15 protein-coding genes and 1 other RNA gene are annotated in these 18,713 nt (G+C 70.1%); 9 read left to right on the top strand and 7 right to left on the bottom strand.

What is annotated here, in order from left to right; genetic code table 11:
* Positions 1 to 297 precede the first annotated feature (297 nt).
* The 4 genes from OHB00_RS20985 (at position 298) to OHB00_RS20970 (ending at position 5,891) form a co-directional block, all read left to right on the top strand.
* Positions 298 to 2,031: a serine/threonine-protein kinase gene (locus tag OHB00_RS20985; RefSeq protein WP_406436424.1), complete on the top strand. Its 1,734-nt coding sequence runs from the start codon at positions 298 to 300 to the stop codon at positions 2,029 to 2,031.
* A gap of 111 nt (positions 2,032 to 2,142) precedes the next feature.
* On the top strand, positions 2,143 to 3,378 hold the full coding sequence (locus OHB00_RS20980) for a serine/threonine-protein kinase (protein ID WP_406436423.1): 1,236 nt from the start codon (positions 2,143 to 2,145) through the stop codon (positions 3,376 to 3,378).
* Between the two features lie 487 nt (positions 3,379 to 3,865).
* Positions 3,866 to 4,972: a peptide chain release factor 2 gene (gene prfB, locus OHB00_RS20975; protein ID WP_406436422.1), complete on the top strand. Its 1,107-nt coding sequence runs from the start codon at positions 3,866 to 3,868 to the stop codon at positions 4,970 to 4,972.
* Between the two features lie 301 nt (positions 4,973 to 5,273).
* On the top strand, positions 5,274 to 5,891 hold the full coding sequence (locus OHB00_RS20970) for a hypothetical protein (RefSeq protein WP_406436421.1): 618 nt from the start codon (positions 5,274 to 5,276) through the stop codon (positions 5,889 to 5,891).
* 93 nt (positions 5,892 to 5,984) lie between these two features.
* On the opposite strand, the gene OHB00_RS20965 is transcribed toward OHB00_RS20970, so the two are convergent.
* Positions 5,985 to 6,179 carry a hypothetical protein gene (locus tag OHB00_RS20965; protein ID WP_089106595.1) on the bottom strand — a complete coding sequence of 65 codons (195 nt, stop codon included), beginning with the start codon at positions 6,177 to 6,179 and terminating at the stop codon, positions 5,985 to 5,987.
* 257 nt (positions 6,180 to 6,436) lie between these two features.
* Here OHB00_RS20965 and ftsE point away from each other — a divergent pair, with 257 nt between their 5' ends.
* The 5 genes from ftsE to ssrA all read left to right on the top strand — a co-directional run bounded on the left by ftsE (position 6,437) and on the right by ssrA (position 10,435).
* On the top strand, positions 6,437 to 7,126 hold the full coding sequence (ftsE, locus tag OHB00_RS20960) for a cell division ATP-binding protein FtsE (RefSeq protein WP_129308856.1): 690 nt from the start codon (positions 6,437 to 6,439) through the stop codon (positions 7,124 to 7,126).
* A gap of 22 nt (positions 7,127 to 7,148) precedes the next feature.
* Positions 7,149 to 8,066 (top strand): permease-like cell division protein FtsX, encoded by a 918-nt coding sequence (gene ftsX, locus OHB00_RS20955; protein WP_406436420.1) that lies wholly within the window; start codon positions 7,149 to 7,151, stop codon positions 8,064 to 8,066.
* A 68-nt stretch (positions 8,067 to 8,134) separates the two neighbouring features.
* Positions 8,135 to 9,304 carry a S41 family peptidase gene (locus OHB00_RS20950; RefSeq protein WP_406436419.1) on the top strand — a complete coding sequence of 390 codons (1,170 nt, stop codon included), beginning with the start codon at positions 8,135 to 8,137 and terminating at the stop codon, positions 9,302 to 9,304.
* An 81-nt stretch (positions 9,305 to 9,385) separates the two neighbouring features.
* Complete coding sequence (smpB, locus tag OHB00_RS20945) at positions 9,386 to 9,928, top strand: SsrA-binding protein SmpB (protein ID WP_406436418.1); 543 nt, start codon at positions 9,386 to 9,388, stop codon at positions 9,926 to 9,928.
* 112 nt (positions 9,929 to 10,040) lie between these two features.
* Positions 10,041 to 10,435, top strand: a transfer-messenger RNA (tmRNA) gene (gene ssrA, locus OHB00_RS20940).
* A gap of 468 nt (positions 10,436 to 10,903) precedes the next feature.
* Here ssrA and OHB00_RS20935 read toward each other — a convergent pair.
* From OHB00_RS20935 to OHB00_RS20910, 6 genes are all read right to left on the bottom strand, one after another.
* The gene (locus OHB00_RS20935; RefSeq protein ID WP_406436417.1) at positions 10,904 to 11,914 is read right to left on the bottom strand and encodes a LacI family DNA-binding transcriptional regulator; all 1,011 of its coding nucleotides are present in this window, start codon (positions 11,912 to 11,914) and stop codon (positions 10,904 to 10,906) included.
* Complete coding sequence (gene yicI / locus OHB00_RS20930) at positions 11,914 to 14,199, bottom strand: alpha-xylosidase (protein ID WP_406436416.1); 2,286 nt, start codon at positions 14,197 to 14,199, stop codon at positions 11,914 to 11,916. The genes OHB00_RS20935 and yicI overlap by 1 nt, the downstream gene beginning before the upstream one ends.
* Positions 14,200 to 14,210: 11 nt before the next feature.
* Positions 14,211 to 15,047 (bottom strand): carbohydrate ABC transporter permease, encoded by an 837-nt coding sequence (locus OHB00_RS20925; protein ID WP_406436415.1) that lies wholly within the window; start codon positions 15,045 to 15,047, stop codon positions 14,211 to 14,213.
* Positions 15,044 to 15,934: a carbohydrate ABC transporter permease gene (locus OHB00_RS20920; protein WP_406436414.1), complete on the bottom strand. Its 891-nt coding sequence runs from the start codon at positions 15,932 to 15,934 to the stop codon at positions 15,044 to 15,046. Before OHB00_RS20920 ends, OHB00_RS20925 begins: the two co-directional genes overlap by 4 nt.
* Before the next feature lie 2 nt (positions 15,935 to 15,936).
* Positions 15,937 to 17,223, bottom strand: coding sequence for an ABC transporter substrate-binding protein (locus OHB00_RS20915; RefSeq protein ID WP_406436413.1), 1,287 nt, complete (start codon positions 17,221 to 17,223; stop codon positions 15,937 to 15,939).
* Positions 17,224 to 17,341: 118 nt separating this feature from the next.
* On the bottom strand, positions 17,342 to 18,688 hold the full coding sequence (locus OHB00_RS20910; protein ID WP_406436412.1) for an MFS transporter: 1,347 nt from the start codon (positions 18,686 to 18,688) through the stop codon (positions 17,342 to 17,344).
* Positions 18,689 to 18,713 lie beyond the last annotated feature (25 nt).

Genomic DNA, 18,713 nt, shown 5'->3' with positions numbered 1-18,713 from the left:
TGGTAAGTGATCTTGATTGGTCAGCTCTGCCCCCAAAAGTGCCTGACCAATAACGCGCGGGCGATCACTTGAGATCGGTCACGTCCGAGCCCGGCAACCAGCGGACCGAAGCGAGCGTCTTTCCATCGAACGCAGGCCGGAACGCCAACGTATGGGGATACGTCGGGACGCCTGCCGGTGTCCTACCGGGGAGGGGAAAGCACAGCCGGACGACAGCCCGGTCCCAGGCACCACGGCACTACAGTGGGTCGGACACATGGGTCGTAGACATTCAGCAAGCAGCAGGGAGCGCATGACGTGCGGCCGGTAGGCAGCAAGTACCTCCTGGAGGAGCCGCTGGGGCGCGGCGCCACCGGTACCGTCTGGCGTGCCCGCCAGCGGGAGACCGCGGGCGCCGAGGCAGCCGTGCCCGGCCAGCCCGGCGAGACCGTCGCGATCAAGGTCCTCAAGGAAGAGCTCGCGAACGACTCCGACATCGTGATGCGCTTCCTGAGGGAGCGCTCCGTCCTGCTCCGGCTCACCCACCCGAACATCGTCCGGGTCCGCGACCTGGTCGTCGAGGGCGACCTGCTGGCCCTGGTCATGGACCTCGTCGACGGCCCCGACCTGCACCGCTACCTGCGCGAGAACGGCCCCTTCACGCCCGTCGCCGCCGCGCTGCTCACCGCCCAGGTCGCCGACGCGCTCGCCGTCAGCCACGCCGACGGCGTGGTGCACCGCGACCTGAAACCCGCCAACGTGCTGCTCGCGCAGTACAACGGCCAGATGCACCCGATGCTGACCGACTTCGGCATCGCCCGCCTCGCCGACTCCCCGGGCCTGACCCGCACCCATGAGTTCGTCGGCACGCCCGCGTACATCGCCCCGGAGTCCGCCGAGGGCCGCCCGCAGACCTCCGCCGTCGACATCTACGGCGCCGGCATCCTGCTGTACGAGCTGGTCACCGGCCACCCGCCGTTCTCCGGCGGCAGCGCCCTCGAAGTCCTCCACCAGCACCTCAGCGCCGAGCCCCGCCGCCCCTCGACCGTCCCCGACCCGCTGTGGACCGTCATAGAACGCTGCCTGCGCAAGAACCCGGACGACCGCCCCAGCGCCGAGAACCTCGCGCGTGCCCTGCGGGTCGTCGCCGAGGGCGTCGGCGTACACGCGAACTCCGCGCAGATCGCCGCGGCCGAGGGCGTCGGCGCGCTGCTCGCCCCCGACCCGGCGCCGGCCGCCGTACCGGGCGCGGCCGACCCGACCCAGGTGCTGCCGAACACGGGCGCGCCGATGGGGGCGTACGACCCGAACGCCGCGACCAGCGTCCTGCCGCACACCGGCGGGCCGGGGCCGTTCGGCGCCGCCGACCCGACCGCCGTGCTGCCCAACACCGGCGCCGCCGACCCGACGGCCGTCATGCCGCCGATGCCCCAGGGGCAGCCGGGGCAGTCCGGCCAGCAGCCGGAAGAACCGCACCCCTGGCAGAGCCAGCTCCGCGCGGCCCGCGACCGCAACGAGCAGACCCAGGTCCAGTACCTCGACCCGGGTGAGGACCCGCTGCGCCGCCGCCCGCAGCGGCAGGTGGCCCGGCCGCAGCAGCCGCCGCCGCGCCAGGCCCCGCAGCAGCAGCCGGTGCGCCGGCCGCAGCCGCGCGGCCAGGGCGGTCCGGGCGGCCAGGGCGGGTACGGGCAGCAGCCAGCCGGCTACGGTCAGCAGCAGCCCGCCGGGTACGGCGGCGGCCGGCCGCAGCAGTACGCCCCGCCGCCGCAGCAACCCCAGCAGCGCTACGCGCCCCCCGCCGAACCGCAGCAGCGGGCCCCGCGCGAGCCGCGGCAGCGCAGCGCCAACCCGATGCGGATCCCAGGGCTCGGCTGCCTCAAGGGCTGCCTGTTCCTGGTCGTCATCCTGTTCGTCGCGGGCTGGCTGATCTGGGACCTGACCCCGGTGCACACCTGGGTCGGGCAGGGCAAGGGCTACTGGCACCAGCTGAGCGACTGGGTGAGCTCGGTCAGCAACTTCATCGGCGACCTGGGCAACGGCTCCGGCAACTGACCGCGAGTCTGTGGATTTGTCGACACCTGGCGGGTGATTTCCGCCTCTGTGGTGAAGGTTGGCTCTTCGGACGCGTAGTTTTGTCGGCAACACGCGTCTGTAGGAGCAGCCTTGGCACGGAAGATCGGCAGCCGGTACACCGCGAACCAGATCCTGGGGCGGGGCAGCGCCGGCACGGTGTGGCTGGGCGAGGGGCCGGAGGGGCCCGTCGCCATCAAGCTGCTGCGCGAGGATCTCGCGTCCGACGAGGAGCTGGTGGGCCGCTTCGTGCAGGAGCGCACGGCCCTGCTGGGCCTTGACGACCCCCACGTGGTGTCCGTCCGTGACCTCGTCGTCGACGGCAACGACCTCGCCCTCGTCATGGACCTGGTCCGGGGCACGGATCTGCGCACCCGCCTGGACCGGGAGCGGCGGCTCGCCCCCGAGGCGGCCGTCGCCATCGTCGCGGACGTCGCGGACGGGCTGGCGGCGGCGCACGCGGCGGGCGTCGTCCACCGCGACGTCAAGCCGGAGAACGTCCTCCTCGACATGCAGGGCCCGCTGGGCCCCGGTGGCTCCCACCCCGCCCTGCTGACCGACTTCGGCGTCGCGAAGCTGATCGACTCCCCCAAGCGGACCCGCGCCACGAAGATCATCGGTACGCCGGACTACCTCGCCCCGGAGATCGTCGAGGGCCTGCCGCCCCGCGCCTCGGTGGACATCTACGCCCTCGCCACGGTCCTGTACGAGCTCCTCGCGGGCTTCACCCCGTTCGGCGGCGGCCACCCGGGCGCGGTCCTGCGCCGCCACGTCACCGAGACCGTCGTCCCGCTCCCCGGGATCCCCGAGGAGCTCTGGCAGCTGCTCGTCCAGTGCCTGGCGAAGGCGCCGGCGTCCCGGCTGCGGGCGTCCGAGCTGGCCGCGCGGCTGCGGGAGCAGCTGCCGATGCTGGCGGGGATGCCGCCGCTGGACGTCGACGAGCCGGACACGGAGGCGCTGGAGGAGACCGAGGAACCGGCCGCCGCCGCTCCGGCCGCGGAGGAGCAGCGGGTACGGCGCCGGGGGGCCGTCTCCCTGGTGCCGGGCGCGAAGCCGGACTCCAACCGGGACACGCACACCTCGATGCGGGTGCCGGGCCCCGACGAGCTGGCGGGCGGCGCCCGGGGCACGGCGCGGGCGCCGAGGGCGGCGGGGGCGCCGCGGCCGGGGTCGGCGCGGCATCGCGTGGCGGCGCGGCGGCGGAAGGTGACCTTCGCGGTCGCGGGGGTGGTGGTGGCCGCGGCGGTCGGCGTCGGCGCGTGGCTGGCATCGTCCGGTGACGACTCGGCTCGGCCGTCGCAGGAGACAAACAGCACATCGACGCCATGACCGGTCGGGTGCGGGTGGTGTCTCCGCCGGCCCTTTTCCCACCCGCCCACCCGACTCGGTAGGCAACACCCCACCGCCACGGGGCTCCGCCCCGGACCCCGGCAGCCGGCCGGCCCCCGGCGGGCTTGCGGACACGGCGCCCGGTGGCGGGCGGGCGTGGGTACGCGGCGCGCAGGCGGACGAGGCGCCGGGCGGTCGGCGGGCGAGCCCCGGCACGCGAGCGGAGGAGGCGCCGGGCGGTCGGCGGGCGAGCCCCGGCACGCGAGCGGAGGAGGCGCCCGGTGGTGCGCAGGCGGACGATGCGCCCGTGGCGAGTAGGCGGGCACCCGGCGTGTGGGGACGGGTACGGGGCGTGTGGGGGCGGGTACCGGGCGTGTGGGGGCGGGTACCAGGTGTGCGGGTGCGGGCGTCCGGCGTGTGGGCAGGTGAGGGCTTGTGTGTGGGTAGGCAGGCGTCCGGTGGTTGAACGAGCCGTTACGCTGGAGGCGTGGCAGTTGTCGATGTATCCGAAGAGCTCAAGTCCCTCTCCTCGACCATGGAGTCGATCGAGGCCGTTCTGGACCTCGACAAGCTGAGGGCAGACATCGCTGTGCTTGAGGAGCAGGCGGCCGCGCCGTCCCTCTGGGACAACCCGGACGAGGCGCAGAAGATCACCAGCAAGCTGAGCCACCTGCAGGCCGAGGTCAGGAAGGCCGAAGCGCTGCGCGGGCGGATCGACGATCTTGCCGTGCTCTTCGAGATGGCCGAGGAGGAGGACGACCCGGACACCCGCACCGAGGCCGAGTCCGAGCTCGCCGCCGTCCGCAAGGCGCTGGACGAGATGGAGGTCCGGACGCTGCTCAGTGGGGAGTACGACTCCCGGGAAGCGCTCGTGAACATCCGCGCCGAGGCCGGCGGCGTCGACGCCGCCGACTTCGCCGAGAAGCTGCAGCGGATGTACCTGCGGTGGGCGGAGCAGAAGGGCTACAAGACCGAGCTCATCGAGACGTCGTACGCCGAAGAGGCCGGCATCAAGTCGACCACCTTCGCCGTGCAGGTGCCGTACGCCTACGGGACGCTGTCCGTGGAGCAGGGCACGCACCGGCTCGTGCGGATCTCGCCGTACGACAACCAGGGGCGCCGCCAGACCTCCTTCGCCGGTGTCGAGGTGCTCCCCGTGGTCGAGCAGTCCGACCACGTCGAGATCGACGAGAGCGAACTCAGGATCGACGTGTACCGGTCCTCCGGCCCCGGCGGCCAGGGCGTCAACACGACCGACTCCGCGGTGCGCATCACGCACCTCCCCACCGGAATCGTGGTCTCCTGCCAGAACGAGCGGTCGCAGATCCAGAACAAGGCCACCGCGATGAACGTCCTCCAGGCCAAGCTCCTTGAGCGGCGCCGCCAGGAGGAGCAGGCCAAGATGGACGCCCTCAAGGGCGACGGCGGCAACTCCTGGGGCAACCAGATGCGGTCGTACGTCCTGCACCCGTACCAGATGGTCAAGGACCTGCGCACCGAGTACGAGGTGGGTAACCCCGAGGCCGTGTTCAACGGCGAGATCGAGGGGTTCCTGGAGGCCGGAATTCGCTGGCGCAAGCAGCAGGAGAAGTAATTTTGTCGACTTGCCCACCGTAAGTCGTTTCATCTTGAACTGCCGCCCCAGTGGCGGCAGTTCTCGTATGTCTGGGTTTTACATCACACTCACAGGCTCCAACTCCCCGCATTCGGCACGCAACTGGACATCGTGCCCGCAACGGCCTTGACGTTGCTTTGAAAAATGGGAAGGGTGAAGCGTGGCATGCGTATCTCTGGGGCGCATGTGAATCCGGGGGGCTCGCACATCAGTGGCTTTCCCGTCGATCACGGCCCCAGCGCCGCCCACCTGACGTTCAGCTACTGGGGGTAGCAACCAGATGACCAAGAAGACGCGGATCCGGGTCGCGCGGATAGCCGCCGGTGCCGTGATCGCCGCCGGCGCCTCGCTGACCGCGGCCGGCGCGGCCTCCGCCCTCTCCATCGGCGTCAGCGCCGACGAGAACGGCCTGACCGCGACCGTCAGCACGGACGACGAGACGCCCGACCCGGGCGCGAGCGACACCGGGATCCCGACCGCTCCGGCCACCAGTGAACCGGCCTCCACGCCGCCCACGAGCCAGGAGCCCTCCGAGTCGAGCGAGCCGACGGACGAGCCCACCCAGCCGACCGAGGAGCCCACCGAGCCCACGGACGAGCCGACCACGGACGCTCCGTCCGACGGCAGCACCAGTGGCAGCGGCAGCTCCGGCAGCGGCAACAACAACACCGGCACCGACGGCAACTCGGGCACCTCCGCGCAGGAGGAGGGCTCCTCCGCCCTCACCGACACCGGTTCGTCGAACACCGAGGCCCAGGGCGGCGGCGACCAGCTCGCCGAGACCGGTGCCGGGCAGACGGCCTTCCTCATCGTCGGCGCCGCCACGATGATCGCCGGCGGTATCGGCTTCCGCGTCCTGCCGCGCCTCATGAGCGGTCGCGGCGGTGCCACCGCCTGACGGTAGTCAACCGCTCACGGAGCGTATGCGCATCGCACGGTGAAGGGCCCGGAGCAACGGCTCCGGGCCCTTACCTTGCCTGTGTGAGCTTCGTTACGCGGTCTGGTGCGCCGCCAGCAGCGCCACCGCGGCGATCAGTACCGCCAGCAGCCCGATCAGCGCCATCGGGTTCAGACCACCGAGGAAACTCTCCTGCTGAAGACGCTCGCGGTTGGCACGGCACACAGGGCACCGGCCCTCGCTCACGGGCGCCGCGCAGTTCGCGCACACCAACCGGTCGTACGTCATGCGCTCGCCCTCCTTGCACCGGCCATCGTCTGGACAACGCTCCGCGGAACGAGAACGTTCCCCACCCACTGTGCCAGGTTCCCCCGGAAAGAGCGCGGCCGTCCGCACACCTCGCCCCGGCACTCCGGGGCACTCCGCGGAGACCGCCCCGGAACAAAACCACACAAGCATCACCCAACCGTGACCGGCGCCTGCGCTTCCTCACCCGACTCGCGTATGGTCACGCTCATCTACCCCCGGCGACCCGTGGTGCATCCGTGATCCGATTCGACAATGTCTCCAAGGTCTACCCCAAGCAGACCCGCCCCGCACTCAGGGATGTCTCCCTGGAAGTGGAGAAGGGCGAGTTCGTCTTCCTCGTGGGGTCCTCCGGCTCCGGAAAGTCCACCTTCCTGCGGCTGGTCCTCCGCGAGGAGCGGTGCAGTCATGGTCAGGTGCACGTCCTCGGCAAGGACCTCGCCCGGCTGTCCAACTGGAAGGTGCCGCAGATGCGCCGCCAGCTCGGGACGGTCTTCCAGGACTTCCGCCTGCTGCCCAACAAGACGGTCGCCGAGAACGTGGCCTTCGCCCAGGAGGTCATCGGCAAGTCCAAGGGCGAGATCCGCAAGTCCGTGCCCCAGGTGCTCGACCTCGTCGGGCTCGGCGGCAAGGAGGACCGCAGGCCCGGGGAGCTCTCCGGTGGCGAGCAGCAGCGTGTGGCCATCGCGCGCGCCTTCGTGAACCGGCCCAAGCTGCTGATCGCCGACGAGCCCACGGGCAACCTCGACCCGCAGACCTCGGTCGGCATCATGAAGCTGCTGGACCGCATCAACCGCACCGGCACCACCGTGATCATGGCCACCCACGACCAGAACATCGTCGACCAGATGCGCAAACGCGTCATCGAGCTGGAGAAGGGCCGTCTCGTCCGGGACCAGGCCCGCGGCGTCTACGGCTACCAGCACTGACGGAAAGGCATAACCCGAGGCCATGCGCGCCCAGTTCGTACTGTCGGAGATCGGAGTCGGTCTCCGCCGCAATCTGACGATGACCTTCGCGGTCGTCGTCTCGGTCGCCCTGTCCCTGGCGCTCTTCGGTGGCTCGCTCCTGATGAGCGACCAGGTCAACACCATGAAGGGCTACTGGTACGACAAGGTCAACGTCTCGATCTTCCTCTGCAACAAGAGCGATGCCGAGTCCGACCCCAACTGCGCCAAGGGCGCGGTGACCGAGGACCAGAAGAAGCAGATCCAGTCCGACCTCGGCAAGATGTCGGTGGTCGAGAAGGTCACCTACGAGTCCCAGGACCAGGCGTACAAGCACTACAAGGAGCAGTTCGGCGACTCGCCGCTCGCCGACTCCCTCACGCCGGACCAGATGCAGGAGTCGTACCGGATCAAGCTCAAGGACCCGGAGAAGTACCAGGTCGTCGCGACCGCCTTCGACGGCCGTGACGGAGTCCAGTCGGTCCAGGACCAGAAGGGCATCCTCGACAACCTCTTCGGTCTGCTCAACGGCATGAACTGGGCGGCCCGCATGGTCATGGCCCTGATGCTCGTGGTCGCCCTGATGCTGATCGTCAACACGGTGCGCGTCTCCGCGTTCAGCCGTAGGCGCGAGACCGGCATCATGCGCCTGGTCGGCGCCTCCGGCTTCTACATCCAGGCCCCGTTCATCGCGGAGGCCGCCGTCGCCGGCCTGATCGGCGGCACGGTCGCCTGCGGATTCCTGGTGGTCGCCCGCTACTTCATCATCGACCACGGCCTGGACCTGTCCCACAAGCTGAACTTGATCAACTTCATCGGCTGGGACGCGGTGTTGACCAAGCTCCCCCTCATCCTCGCAACGAGCCTCCTGATGCCCGCGCTTGCCGCGTTCTTCGCGCTGCGCAAGTACCTGAAGGTGTGACGCATGCCAAGAGGGCCGTACGGGCAACCGCCCGTGCGGCCCTCTCGCGTTGTCCTAGACTCACCCGCATGTCAGGCCGAGAGCTGTTCTGTCAGCCCCGCCGGGTTCGCCGGGGGGCGGCTCTGACGTTGGTGTTCGCAGGGTTGTTGGTGACCGGGGCGGCCACCGGGGCGTTTCCCGACCCGGGGCAGTCCGACCGGAAGACGCCCACCGGAGCCGCTCGGGCGGGCGCCGTGCACGAGGATGTCGCGAAGGCCGCCGCCGAGGCGCTGGCCGACGGCAAGTCCCCCATGGAGGCGGCGGAACGCGCGGTCAGCCGCAGCGGGGACCGGTGGGCCGCGGTCTACTCCGAGGGCGAGTACCAGGAGTTCGAGGAAGCGCTCGACGGCCAGTACACGGGTGTCGGGCTGTGGGCCCGGCGTGCGGCGGACGGGCGGATCGACGTGAGCAAGGTGCAGGCCGGGTCGCCCGCGGCCACCGCGGGGATCAGGAAGGGCGACCGGCTGCGCAGCGTGGACGGCGAGGACGTCGACGGGCGGCCCGTCACCGACGTCGTCTCGTTACTGCGCGGTGACGCCACCGACGCCCACGCCGGTACGACCGTCACCCTCGGCCTCCAGCGCGGCACGCGCGCGTGGAGCGAGACCCTGCGCCGGGCGCTGCTGTCCACCGACTCGGTGACCGTGCGGAAGCTGACCGCCGGCATCACCGTCATCAAGATCTCCGCCTTCACCAAGGGCTCCGGGGAGCTCGTGCGCACCGCCGTCCGGCAGGCCCCGGCCGACGCCGGGATCGTCCTCGACCTGCGCGGCAACTCCGGCGGGCTGGTCAGCGAAGCCGTCACCGCCGCCTCCGCCTTCCTCGACGGCGGTCTGGTCGCCACCTACGACGTCGACGGCGCCCAGCGCTCCCTGCACGCCGAGCCCGGCGGCGACACCGCGCGGCCCCTGGTCGCCCTCGTCGACGGTGGCACGATGAGCGCGGCCGAGATGCTCACCGGCGCCCTCCAGGACCGCGGCCGCGCGGTCGTCCTCGGCACCCGCACCTTCGGCAAGGGCTCCATCCAGATGCCCACCCGCCTCGCCGACGGCTCGGTCGTCGAGCTCACCGTCGGCCACTACCGCACCCCCTCCGGCCATGTCGTCGACGGCCGGGGCATCACCCCCGACCTGGAGGTGTCCACCGGGGCGCTGGAGCGGGCGGAGACGGTCCTCAGCGGCCTCGGCGACCCGTCGTAGGAAGCACCGCGGGAAGCCCTTTAACCGCTTCCCTCGCACCCCCTCCGTAGTGCGAAAATGGATGGCACTATGGCCAAGGGAATGTACGTACCGAAAGAGTCCCAGCAGAAGCAGCAGGGGACGGCCGCCAAAGCCAGGGACGGCGAGAAGGGCGGCAAGCGCAAGATCGTCGCGCAGAACAAGAAGGCGCGGCACGACTACGCGATCATCGACACCTACGAGGCCGGCCTGGTGCTGTCCGGCACCGAGGTGAAGTCGCTGCGTCAGGGCCGGGCCTCGCTGGTCGACGGCTTCGTGCAGATCGACGGGAACGAGGCGTGGCTGCACAACGCCCACATCCCCGAGTACAGCCAGGGCACCTGGACCAACCACTCGGTGCGCCGCAAGCGCAAGCTGCTGCTGCACCGGGAGGAGATCGACAAGCTGGAGGCCAAGGCCCAGGAGACCGGTCACACGATCGTGCCCCTCGCCATCTACTTCAAGGACGGCCGCGCCAAGGCGGAGATCGCCCTCGCCCGAGGCAAGAAGGAGTACGACAAGCGGCAGACCCTGCGCGAGCAGCAGGACCGCCGGGAGAGCGACCGCGCCATCGCGACGGCGAAGCGGCGCCAGCGGGGCGCGTAGGGGCGCGGGAATGTAGTGGCATCGGCGTGCGTTGGTCACGTACGATGGCACCAACACCCGGGGAAGCCCGGGTGCGCAGATTGAGCTGTTTTAAAATTAAATACAGTGACATGGGGATGATCGGTTTCGACAGCGGATGTCGAGGCAGGGGAAGCGTGTCGAGAAAGCGGCCATGATCTCGTAAACCACAGGCCGAAACAAATAATCGCCAATTCCAAGAGCGATTCTCCCGAGCTTTTCGCTCTCGCTGCCTGATCAGGTAGTGATCGAATAGCTCCTTAATGGGAGTGTCAGCCCGGGGCTGTTCCCGACCCGGATCCTGGCATCAGCTAGGGGACTAAACCTTGATCCCGGTCACGGGGTGAAGAGGGAAATCAAACAGTGACTGGGCCCGTCGGCGACTTGTTCGCGTGATCGCCGGGGCCGAGAAAATCACAGCGAACTGCACACGGAGAAGCCCTGGTTCTGCACCGTTGGACGCGGGTTCGATTCCCGCCATCTCCACGATCAGAGGAGCCCAGCTCCTCAATCCCATGTGGGCAAAGGCCCCGGCGCTCCTCAGCGGAGCACCGGGGCCTTTGTCATGCCCGAAGGGCCCGTTCACTCGTACGGGCGGCGCTCACGGATTCCGTCTCAGCAGCGCCGTCGGGTTCATCAGCGTTTGCCCCGTGACGCACTCTATGGGCGCGTCCTCCCTTCTCCACATGGGCTCTCACGAGGAGCAGAAACCGACTCTCGTCATGCGGCTGATCCGGCTCTTGCCGGAGCGAGCGGCGAGGCACGCGAGGAGGTGGCTGCTCTGGTGGCTCACCAGATAGCCGGATATCCCCAAAGAGCCTGGGGACATCCGACGGGCTCCCGGTGAGCCGGGGCCCGCTTGGAGTTCACGCTCCGCGTAGGGTCCACCTTCTCTGGCCCTTCTCGCCTCCAAGCACAGCACAGCGGCGGCAGGCACGGCACCGGGACCGGTGACCGTCACGCTAACCGGGGAGCCGTGCTCTCACGTTCGGTCAGCCGAGGCACGAGCAGCGTCGCCTCCGGCACCTCCCCGTCCCCGCCCAGCTTCCGCATCAGCAGCTCCGCCGCCCGCTCGCCGAGTTCCGTGGCCGGCAGCGCCACCGAGGTCACCGGGACACGCAGCCCCGCCGCCAGCTCGTCCGGGCAGATCGCGGTGATGGACAGGTCGGCGGGGACGCGGAGGCCGAGCTGCTCGAAGGCGTCGATGAGCGGTTCCAGGATCGCCTCGTTGTGGACGACGACCCCCGTCAACGCAGGCTGCTCCCGCAGCAGTCGCTCGGCGACCCGGCGCGCCCCCGCGGGCGTCGCCTCGCAGGGGTGGACGGAGGACGCCATGCCGTTGCGGTCAGCGGCGGCCGTGAAGCCCTGGACGACCCGCTGGGCGAACGCGGTCTCCCGGACGTACACCTCCGGCGGCGACCCGACCAGCGCCACCACCCGGTGCCCAAGCCCCGCCAGCCGCTCCACGCACAGCTCGCCGGCCGCCGTGAAGTCCAGGTCGACGCAGGTCAGGCCCTCGGCGGCAGCGGGGAAGCCGATCAGTACCGACGGCCGTTCCAGGGTGCGCAGCAGGGGCAGCCGGGGGTCGTGGAGCTGGACGTCCATCACGATCAGGGCGTCCACCAGCGCCGTGTCGGCGACCCGGTGCAGGCCCTCCTCGCCCTCCTCCTGGGTGAGGAGCAGTACGTCGTGGTCGTAGCGGCGAGCTGTCGTCACCACCGACACCGCGAACTGCATCACCACCGGGACGTGGATGCCGGTGCGCAGCGGGATCACCAGGGCGAGGACGTTGGAGCGGCTGCTGGCCAGGGCGCGGGCGCCGGCGTGCGGGCGGTAGCCCAGCTCGCGGATGGACGCCTCGATCCGGCGCCGGGTCTCGTCGGAGATCGGGCGCTTGCCGCTGAGCGCGTAGGACACCGTGCTGGGGGAGACCCCGGCGTGCCGGGCCACGTCGGTGATCTTCACCATCAGCCCAGCTCCAGGGAGAGAAACCCGGTTCCGGCCTGGGCGCGTGCGGTCCGCTCCCCGGCCGTCAGGCTCCAGGGCGCCGCCGGGTCGCTGCAGGAGGCCCGCAGGGTGTCCCCTTCGCGTACGACGGTGAAGGTGACGTCCCCGACCGGCACCGAAACCTGGGCGCCGCGATCGAGGCCGAAGGCGTGGAGTGTCACCCCGTTCACGTGGTCGTAGTCGGGGCGGTCCGTCGTCGCGCCGACCGGGATCACGGACCCGGGCCGGACCAGGAGCGGCACGCTCAGGAAGCCGTGCTGCTCGCGGATCCAGCGGGGGCCGGTGACCGTCTCGCCGGTCAGGAAGTGGGTCCAGGTGCCGGCGGGGCAGTAATAGGTCACCTGCCCCTCGTCCGTGAACACCGGCGCCACCAGCAGATCCGCCCCCAGCATGTACTGCCGCTCCAGATGCGCGCACCCCGGATCGTCCGGGAACTCCAGCACCATCGCCCGCATCACCGGCACCCCCTCCGCCGATGCGGTGCGCGCCGCCTCGTACAGGTACGGCATCAGGCTCAGCTTCAGCCGCGTGAAGTGCCGCAGCACGTCCACCGACTCCTCGTCGAACAGCCACGGCACCCGGTACGACGACGACCCGTGCAGTCTGCTGTGGGAGGAGAGGAGTCCGAAGGCCAGCCAGCGCTTGAAGAGGGCCGCTGTCGGGGTGCCCTCGAAGCCGCCGATGTCGTGGCTCCAGCAGCCGAAGCCGGACAGGCCCAGCGAGAGACCGCCGCGCAGCGACTCGGCCATCGACTCGTAGGTCGCCTCGCAGTCCCCGCCCCAGTGCACGGGGAACTTCTGGCTCCCCGTCGTCGCCGACCGGGCGAACACGACCGCTTCCCCCTCCCCCCGGTGCTTGCGCAGCACGTCGAAGACGGTCCGGTTGTAGAGGTAGGTGTAGTAGTTGTGCATCCGCTCGGGGTCCGAGCCGTCGGACCAGGCCACGTCCACCGGGACGCGCTCCCCGAAGTCGGTCTTGAAGCAGTCGACCCCCTGGGCGAGAAGGGCCGCCAGCTTGCCCGCGTACCAGTCGCGCGCCGCCGGGGACGTGAAGTCCACCAGCGCCATCCCCGGCTGCCACAGATCCCACTGCCACACGCTCCCGTCCGGTCGCCGCAGCAGGTGTCCCAGCTCCTTCCCCTCGGCGAACAGCGGCGACCGCTGCGCGATGTACGGGTTGATCCACACGCACACCCGCAGCCCGCGCTCGTGCAGCCGCCCCAGCATCCCCTCCGGGTCGGGGAACACCCGGGGGTCCCACCGGAAGTCGCACCAGTTGAACTCCCGCATCCAGAAACAGTCGAAGTGGAAGACGGAGAGGGGCAGTTCGCGCTCCCGCATGCCCTCGATGAAGGAGGTGACCGTCTTCTCGTCGTACGACGTGGTGAAGGACGTGGACAGCCACAGGCCGAAGGACCACGCGGGCGGCAGCGCCGGGCGGCCGGTCAGGGCCGTGTACTTGCGCAGGATGTCCTTCGGGGTCGGGCCGTGGATGACGTAGTACGTCAACTGCTGTGACTCCACGCTGAACTGGACCCTGGACACCGCTTCCGAGCCGACCTCGAACGACACCCTTCCCGGGTGGTCGACGAAGACGCCGTAGCCCGCGTCCGTCAGGTAGAAGGGGGTGTTCTTGTAGGCCTGTTCGGTGGCCGTGCCGCCGTCGGCGTTCCAGATGTCGACGACCTGGCCGTTCTTGACCAGTGGGCCGAAGCGTTCGCCGAGGCCGTAGACCGAGGTGCCGACCCCCAGGTTCAGCTGCTCGCGCAGGTAGTGGGCGCCGGTGGCGGTGTCCCGCATGATGCCCATGCCCTTGGGGCCGCTGGAGGTGAGGGCGCGGCCGCCGGCGAGGAAGTCCAGCCGCCAGGGGGCCGTACGGCTCAGCCGCAGGGTCAGCGAGCCGGAGGTCAGGGTCGCGTACTCGTCGTCGTACGCCACCTGCGACGCGCTGTGCTTTTCTGGGGGACATCCCCCGGACCCCCGGACGGCCTTGTGCAGCTCGAACTGCGGGCCGCGGGGCTGCTCGCCCTCGAAGTGGGTGAAGGTGACGCCGATGACGTCGGGCATCGGCGTGTGCGCGCTGATCGTCACGACCGGTCCCTTCAGCAGGTCGCCGCGGTGGCGGATGGGCTGGGTCGGCGCGTGGATGTCCAGGGCGCCTTCCGTCGCTGTGACGTCGAGGACCTCGACCGGGTGGGCCGCGGTGACGCCCTCACGCAGCAGCCAGTAGCCGTCGGTGAACTTCACGCACGTACCTCCTACTTGACGGCGCCCACGGCGATCCCCCGGGTGAGCGTGCGCTGGAAGACGAGGAAGAAGACGATGGCCGGGAGCACGCCGAGCAGGGCGGCCGCGTTGGTCATCGTGGCGTCCATCAGGCGCTGGCCCTGGAGGACGCCGAGGGCGACGGACACCGTCTGGTTGTCGTTGGAGATCAGCATGACCAGCGGCAGCAGGAACTCGTTCCAGGTCCAGATGAAGAAGAAGACCAGGAGCACGCCGAGGGTCGGGCGGCTGACGGGTACGACGATCCGGACCAGGATCTGCCACTTGTTCGCGCCGTCGATGCGGGCCGCCTCGACGATCTCGCGCGGGAACTGGCCGAGGACGGCGGAGAGCAGATACGTCCCGAACGCCGACTGGATCACCGTGAACACGATGATCACGCTGAGCCGGGTGTCGTACAGGCCCGCCTCCTTGCTCAGGTAGTAGAGCGGGTAGACCAGCGCCTCCTGCGGCAGCAGGTTGGCGAGGACGAAGAAGGCCAGCACCCAGGTCCGGCCCCGGATCCGGCCGATGCCGATCGCGTACGCGTTGAGGACGGAGAGGACGGTGGCGAGCAGCGCGACCGAACCGCTGATGAGGACCGAGTTGACCAGTTTCTGCGTGTAGTCGACGCGCTGCCAGAAGTCCTTCAGGCCGTCCAGGTAGAGGCCGTGGGGGAGGCTCAGCGGGCCGTTCTGGGAGTACTCCGCCGGGGACTTCACCGCGTTGACCGCCACGATCAGGAACGGCACGATCATGAAGAGGGCGGCGAGGCAGAGGGCGAGGAGGACCGGGTAGCGGCGCAGGGCGGTCGTACGCGGGGCGGTCATGCGGCCTCCGCGCGGTTCTGGAGCCTCAGGCCGAGCACGGCCAGGGCCAGGGTGATCACCGTGAGGACGGTGGAGATCGCCGAGCCGTAGCCGACCTGGGTCTTCTCGAAGAACGTGGTGAAGGAGAAGTAGGAGGGGACGTCGGTGGCGCCACCCGGGCCGCCCTTGGTCAGGACGTACACCGCGCCGAAGACCTTGAGCGCGGCGATCGTGCACCAGGTCAGGACGACGTACACCTCGGGGCGGATCTGGGGCAGGGTGACGTGCCGGAAGCGGCGCCACCAGCCGGCGCCGTCCAGTTCGGCCGCCTCGTACAGCTGGGGGTCGACCCGGCCGAGCCCCGCCATGAAGACGACCAGCGGGAAGCCGATCTGCACCCAGACCAGCACGCCCATCACCGTGTAGAGGGCGAGGTCCGGGTCGCCGAGCCAGTCCTGCTGCCGGCTGCCGAGGCCGACCGCCTTCAGGAGGGCGTTGAGGGAGCCGTTGTCCGGGGCCAGGATCCAGCTCCAGACGATGCCGGCGACCGCGACCGGCAGCACCTGGGGGAGGTAGAAGCAGGCGCGCAGGACGGCCGCGACCCGGGTGCCGAAGTGCTTGCCGATGTAGTCGAACAGGGCGGCGGCCAGGAGGAGTCCGAGCGCGGTCGGGACCGCCGCCATCGCGACGACCATGAAGAGGCTGTGGCGGAAGGACGCCCAGAACTCGGAGTCGTGCAGCAGCTCACGGTAGTTGGCGAGCCCGGACCAGTGCGGGCTGCCCACGCCCTGCCAGTCGGTGAAGCTCACGCCCGTGTTCATCAGGAACGGCACGACGACCACGGTCAGGAAGGCGAGGGCGCCGGGGAGGAGGAAGAGGGCGTACGAGTCCCGGGGGCGTACCGGCACCCTCACTTCGAGCCCTTGTCGTACGCCGTCTGGAGGTTGCTCAGGTAGGCGTCCGGTTTCTCGCTGCCGGTGATCAGCTTCTGGGTCTCGGAGACGAGGGTGTCGTAGAACCCGGCGATCGGCCAGTCGGGGTAGAAGGCGAGCCCGTCGCGCTTGCTGACGGTGTTGAAATCGGCGATGAGCTGCTTCGACTTGGGGTCGGTGATGGCGCTCGCGTCGGCGGCGACCGGGACACCGCCCTTGTTGCCGAGCAGGTTCTGGATCTTCTTCGACATGGTGATGTCGATGAAGTCGTAGGCGAGGTCCTTGTTCTTGGAGTTCTTCGGTACGACCCAGAGGTTGCCGCCGGAGCCGAGGGTGAGGTTCGAGCCGGGCCACAGGAAGCTGCCCCAGTCGAACTTGGCCTCCGACTGGAAGCGGCCGTACCACCAGCTGCCGGAGAACAGGATCGGCGACTTGCCCTGGATGAAGGAGACCCCGGCCTGCTCGGCGGTCGTTCCGGACGACGTCTTCGCGATGTAGCCCTTCTTCACCCAGTCGGCGAAGGTGGTGGCGGCGTACGTCCAGGCCTGGTCATGGAAGTCGACCTTGCCCTTGTACAGCTCGTAGGCGTCGACCCACGAGCGGTCGGCCTTCGAGAGCGCCAGTTGGTACAGGTACTGCTGGGCCATGTACTCGGAGCCCGAGTCGGCGAGCGGGGTGATCCCCTTCGCGACGAGCTTGTCCATCGCCGCCGTCAGGTCGTCGAACGTCTTCGGTTCGGCGATCCCGTACTCCGCGAACACGTCCTTGTTGTAATAAACCATGGTGTACTCGGCGTAGTTGGGCACGCCGTACCACTTGCCGGAGCCCATCACGCCGTCGGCGTCGTACTGGCTGGTGGTGCGCACGCCCGCGCTGAGCTTCTTGTCCCAGCCGCGCTTGGCCGCCTCGGCGGTCAGATCGGTGAGCAGGCCCTGCTTGGAGAGCAGCCCCGCCGTCGCGTTGCCCTTGTTGTACTCCATGATGTCGGGGGCGTCGGAGGAGTTCAGGACCATCTGCGCGGTCTTCTGGATCTGTTCGAAGCTCTTCTCCTCGTACTTCACCTTCACACCGGGGTGGGTCGCCTCGAACTCCTTGATGGCCTCGTTCCAGGCGACGCCCATCGCGCTGGTCGGACCCTCGTAGTGCCACAGCCGCAGTGTCTTCCCGTCGGACGTGCTGCCGCCGGAACCGCCGCAGGAGGTGAGGAGCAGCGATCCGGCGAGGAGCGCCGCCGCGGTCGTGGTTCGCCTTCGTGCCGTCAACATCCAGTGCCTCCGGGGGAGTCGGATGGATGGTGCCTGGTGCTCGTCCCGCGTCGAATCGGTTCGATGCCGGACGTCGAAGCGCTTCGACGGAGGACGGTAGGTGCGGGCCGGGAAGGCGTCAATGGGTATGGCGGGAATAGGGCGAAGCGATTCGACTGACGGCGTTGACGGCGAGGGCTACGACGGCCGCCGCGGCCGGGGTGGCGAACGCGGCCGTCGGCGAGACGTGGTCCGCGGCCCAGCCGCCGAGCGCGGAGCCGCAGGCGATACCGGTCAGCAGGGCGGTGACGACCAGGCTCATCCCCTCGTTGAGGCGGCCCTCGGGGGCGCGGTCCTGGACCAGGGTCATCGCGGTCACCATGGTCGGGGCGGTCGCCATGCCGGCCGCGAGCAGGGCGGGGGCGAGGGCCCAGAGGCTGTCGAAGGCGCGGGCGGCCAGCAGTGGGAAGGACATCAGCGCCGCCATCGACAACAGGCAGAAGGGGAGCCTGCGTTCGGCGGGACCGGCCGGCCGGAGCGCCCCGTACAGCAGGCCCGCCGCGCAGGAACCCGCGGCCTGGAGGGCGAGTACGGCACCGGCCGCCGAGCGGTGGCCCTGGGCGTCGGCGTAGGCGATGGTGACGACCTCCATCGAACCGAACACCGCGCCGGTCGCGACGAAGCAGGCCAGGAGGGGGCCGATGCGCAGCGGTGTGCGTGCGGTGCCTGTCGCGGGCCGGGGCGGCGGCTCGGTGGCCCGCTGGGCGGTGAACAGCAGTGCGCCGGTGAGCAGCAGCACCGCACCGACCAGCGTGCCGGCCTCCGGGAAGAAGGTGCCGGTCAGGAAGGAGGCGAGGACCGGGCCGAGCATGAAGCACAGCTCGTCGGCGGCCTGTTCGAAGGAGGTCGCGGTGTGCAGGGCGTCCGGGTCGTCGCGCAGCAGGTGGGCCCAGCGGGCGCGGGACATGCCGCCGAGGTTGGGGGTGGTGGCGGTGGCCGCGTAGGCGGCGAACAGGGTCCAGTCCGGGGCGCCGTACCGGACGCAGAGCAGCAGGGCCAGACTGCCGAGCACGGCGGTGACGGTCGCGGGCACGGCGATCCGGGCCTGTCCGTGCCGGTCGACGAGCCGCGCGATCCAGGGCCCGGCAAGACCGGTGGCGGCGAGGCCGGTCGCGGTGACGGCACCGGCGAGGGCGTACGAGCCGCGCGCCCCGGCGATCATCACGACCGCGCTGACGCTGAACATGCCCATGGGGAGGCGGGCCAGCAGGTTCCCGGCGGTGAAGGCCCGGGTGCCGGGGAGGGCGAAGAGGCGGCGGTAGGGGCCGGGCGGATGGCGGCGGGAGCGGGGCGTGCGGCGGGGGGACCGTGGGGCGCGGCGGGGCCTGGAGGGGTCGTGGAAGCGGGGGCCGAAGTCGACGGTGACGAGGGAGTCGGCGGTGACGGTGTGCATGCGCGGCGGGACGGGTTCGGTCGGTTGCGGCATGCGCACCACCGTCGCCCGGAGCCGA

Source organism: Streptomyces sp. NBC_00631 (genome assembly GCF_045206895.1).
Taxonomy (GTDB): Bacteria; Actinomycetota; Actinomycetes; order Streptomycetales; family Streptomycetaceae; genus Streptomyces.
Note: the sequence above shows the minus strand (reverse complement) of the source record. Positions and strands in the feature narration are given on the sequence as shown.

Coding starts and splice junctions, on each gene's coding strand:
- smpB (WP_406436418.1), top strand. CDS start 9,386: ATGTACGTACCGAAAGAGTCCCAGCAGAAGCAGCAGGGGACGGCCGCC.
- ftsX (WP_406436420.1), top strand. CDS start 7,149: ATGCGCGCCCAGTTCGTACTGTCGGAGATCGGAGTCGGTCTCCGCCGC.
- OHB00_RS20910 (WP_406436412.1), bottom strand. CDS start 18,688: ATGCCGCAACCGACCGAACCCGTCCCGCCGCGCATGCACACCGTCACC.
- OHB00_RS20915 (WP_406436413.1), bottom strand. CDS start 17,223: ATGTTGACGGCACGAAGGCGAACCACGACCGCGGCGGCGCTCCTCGCC.
- OHB00_RS20970 (WP_406436421.1), top strand. CDS start 5,274: ATGACCAAGAAGACGCGGATCCGGGTCGCGCGGATAGCCGCCGGTGCC.
- OHB00_RS20925 (WP_406436415.1), bottom strand. CDS start 15,047: ATGACCGCCCCGCGTACGACCGCCCTGCGCCGCTACCCGGTCCTCCTC.
- OHB00_RS20935 (WP_406436417.1), bottom strand. CDS start 11,914: ATGGTGAAGATCACCGACGTGGCCCGGCACGCCGGGGTCTCCCCCAGC.
- OHB00_RS20950 (WP_406436419.1), top strand. CDS start 8,135: ATGTCAGGCCGAGAGCTGTTCTGTCAGCCCCGCCGGGTTCGCCGGGGG.
- OHB00_RS20965 (WP_089106595.1), bottom strand. CDS start 6,179: ATGACGTACGACCGGTTGGTGTGCGCGAACTGCGCGGCGCCCGTGAGC.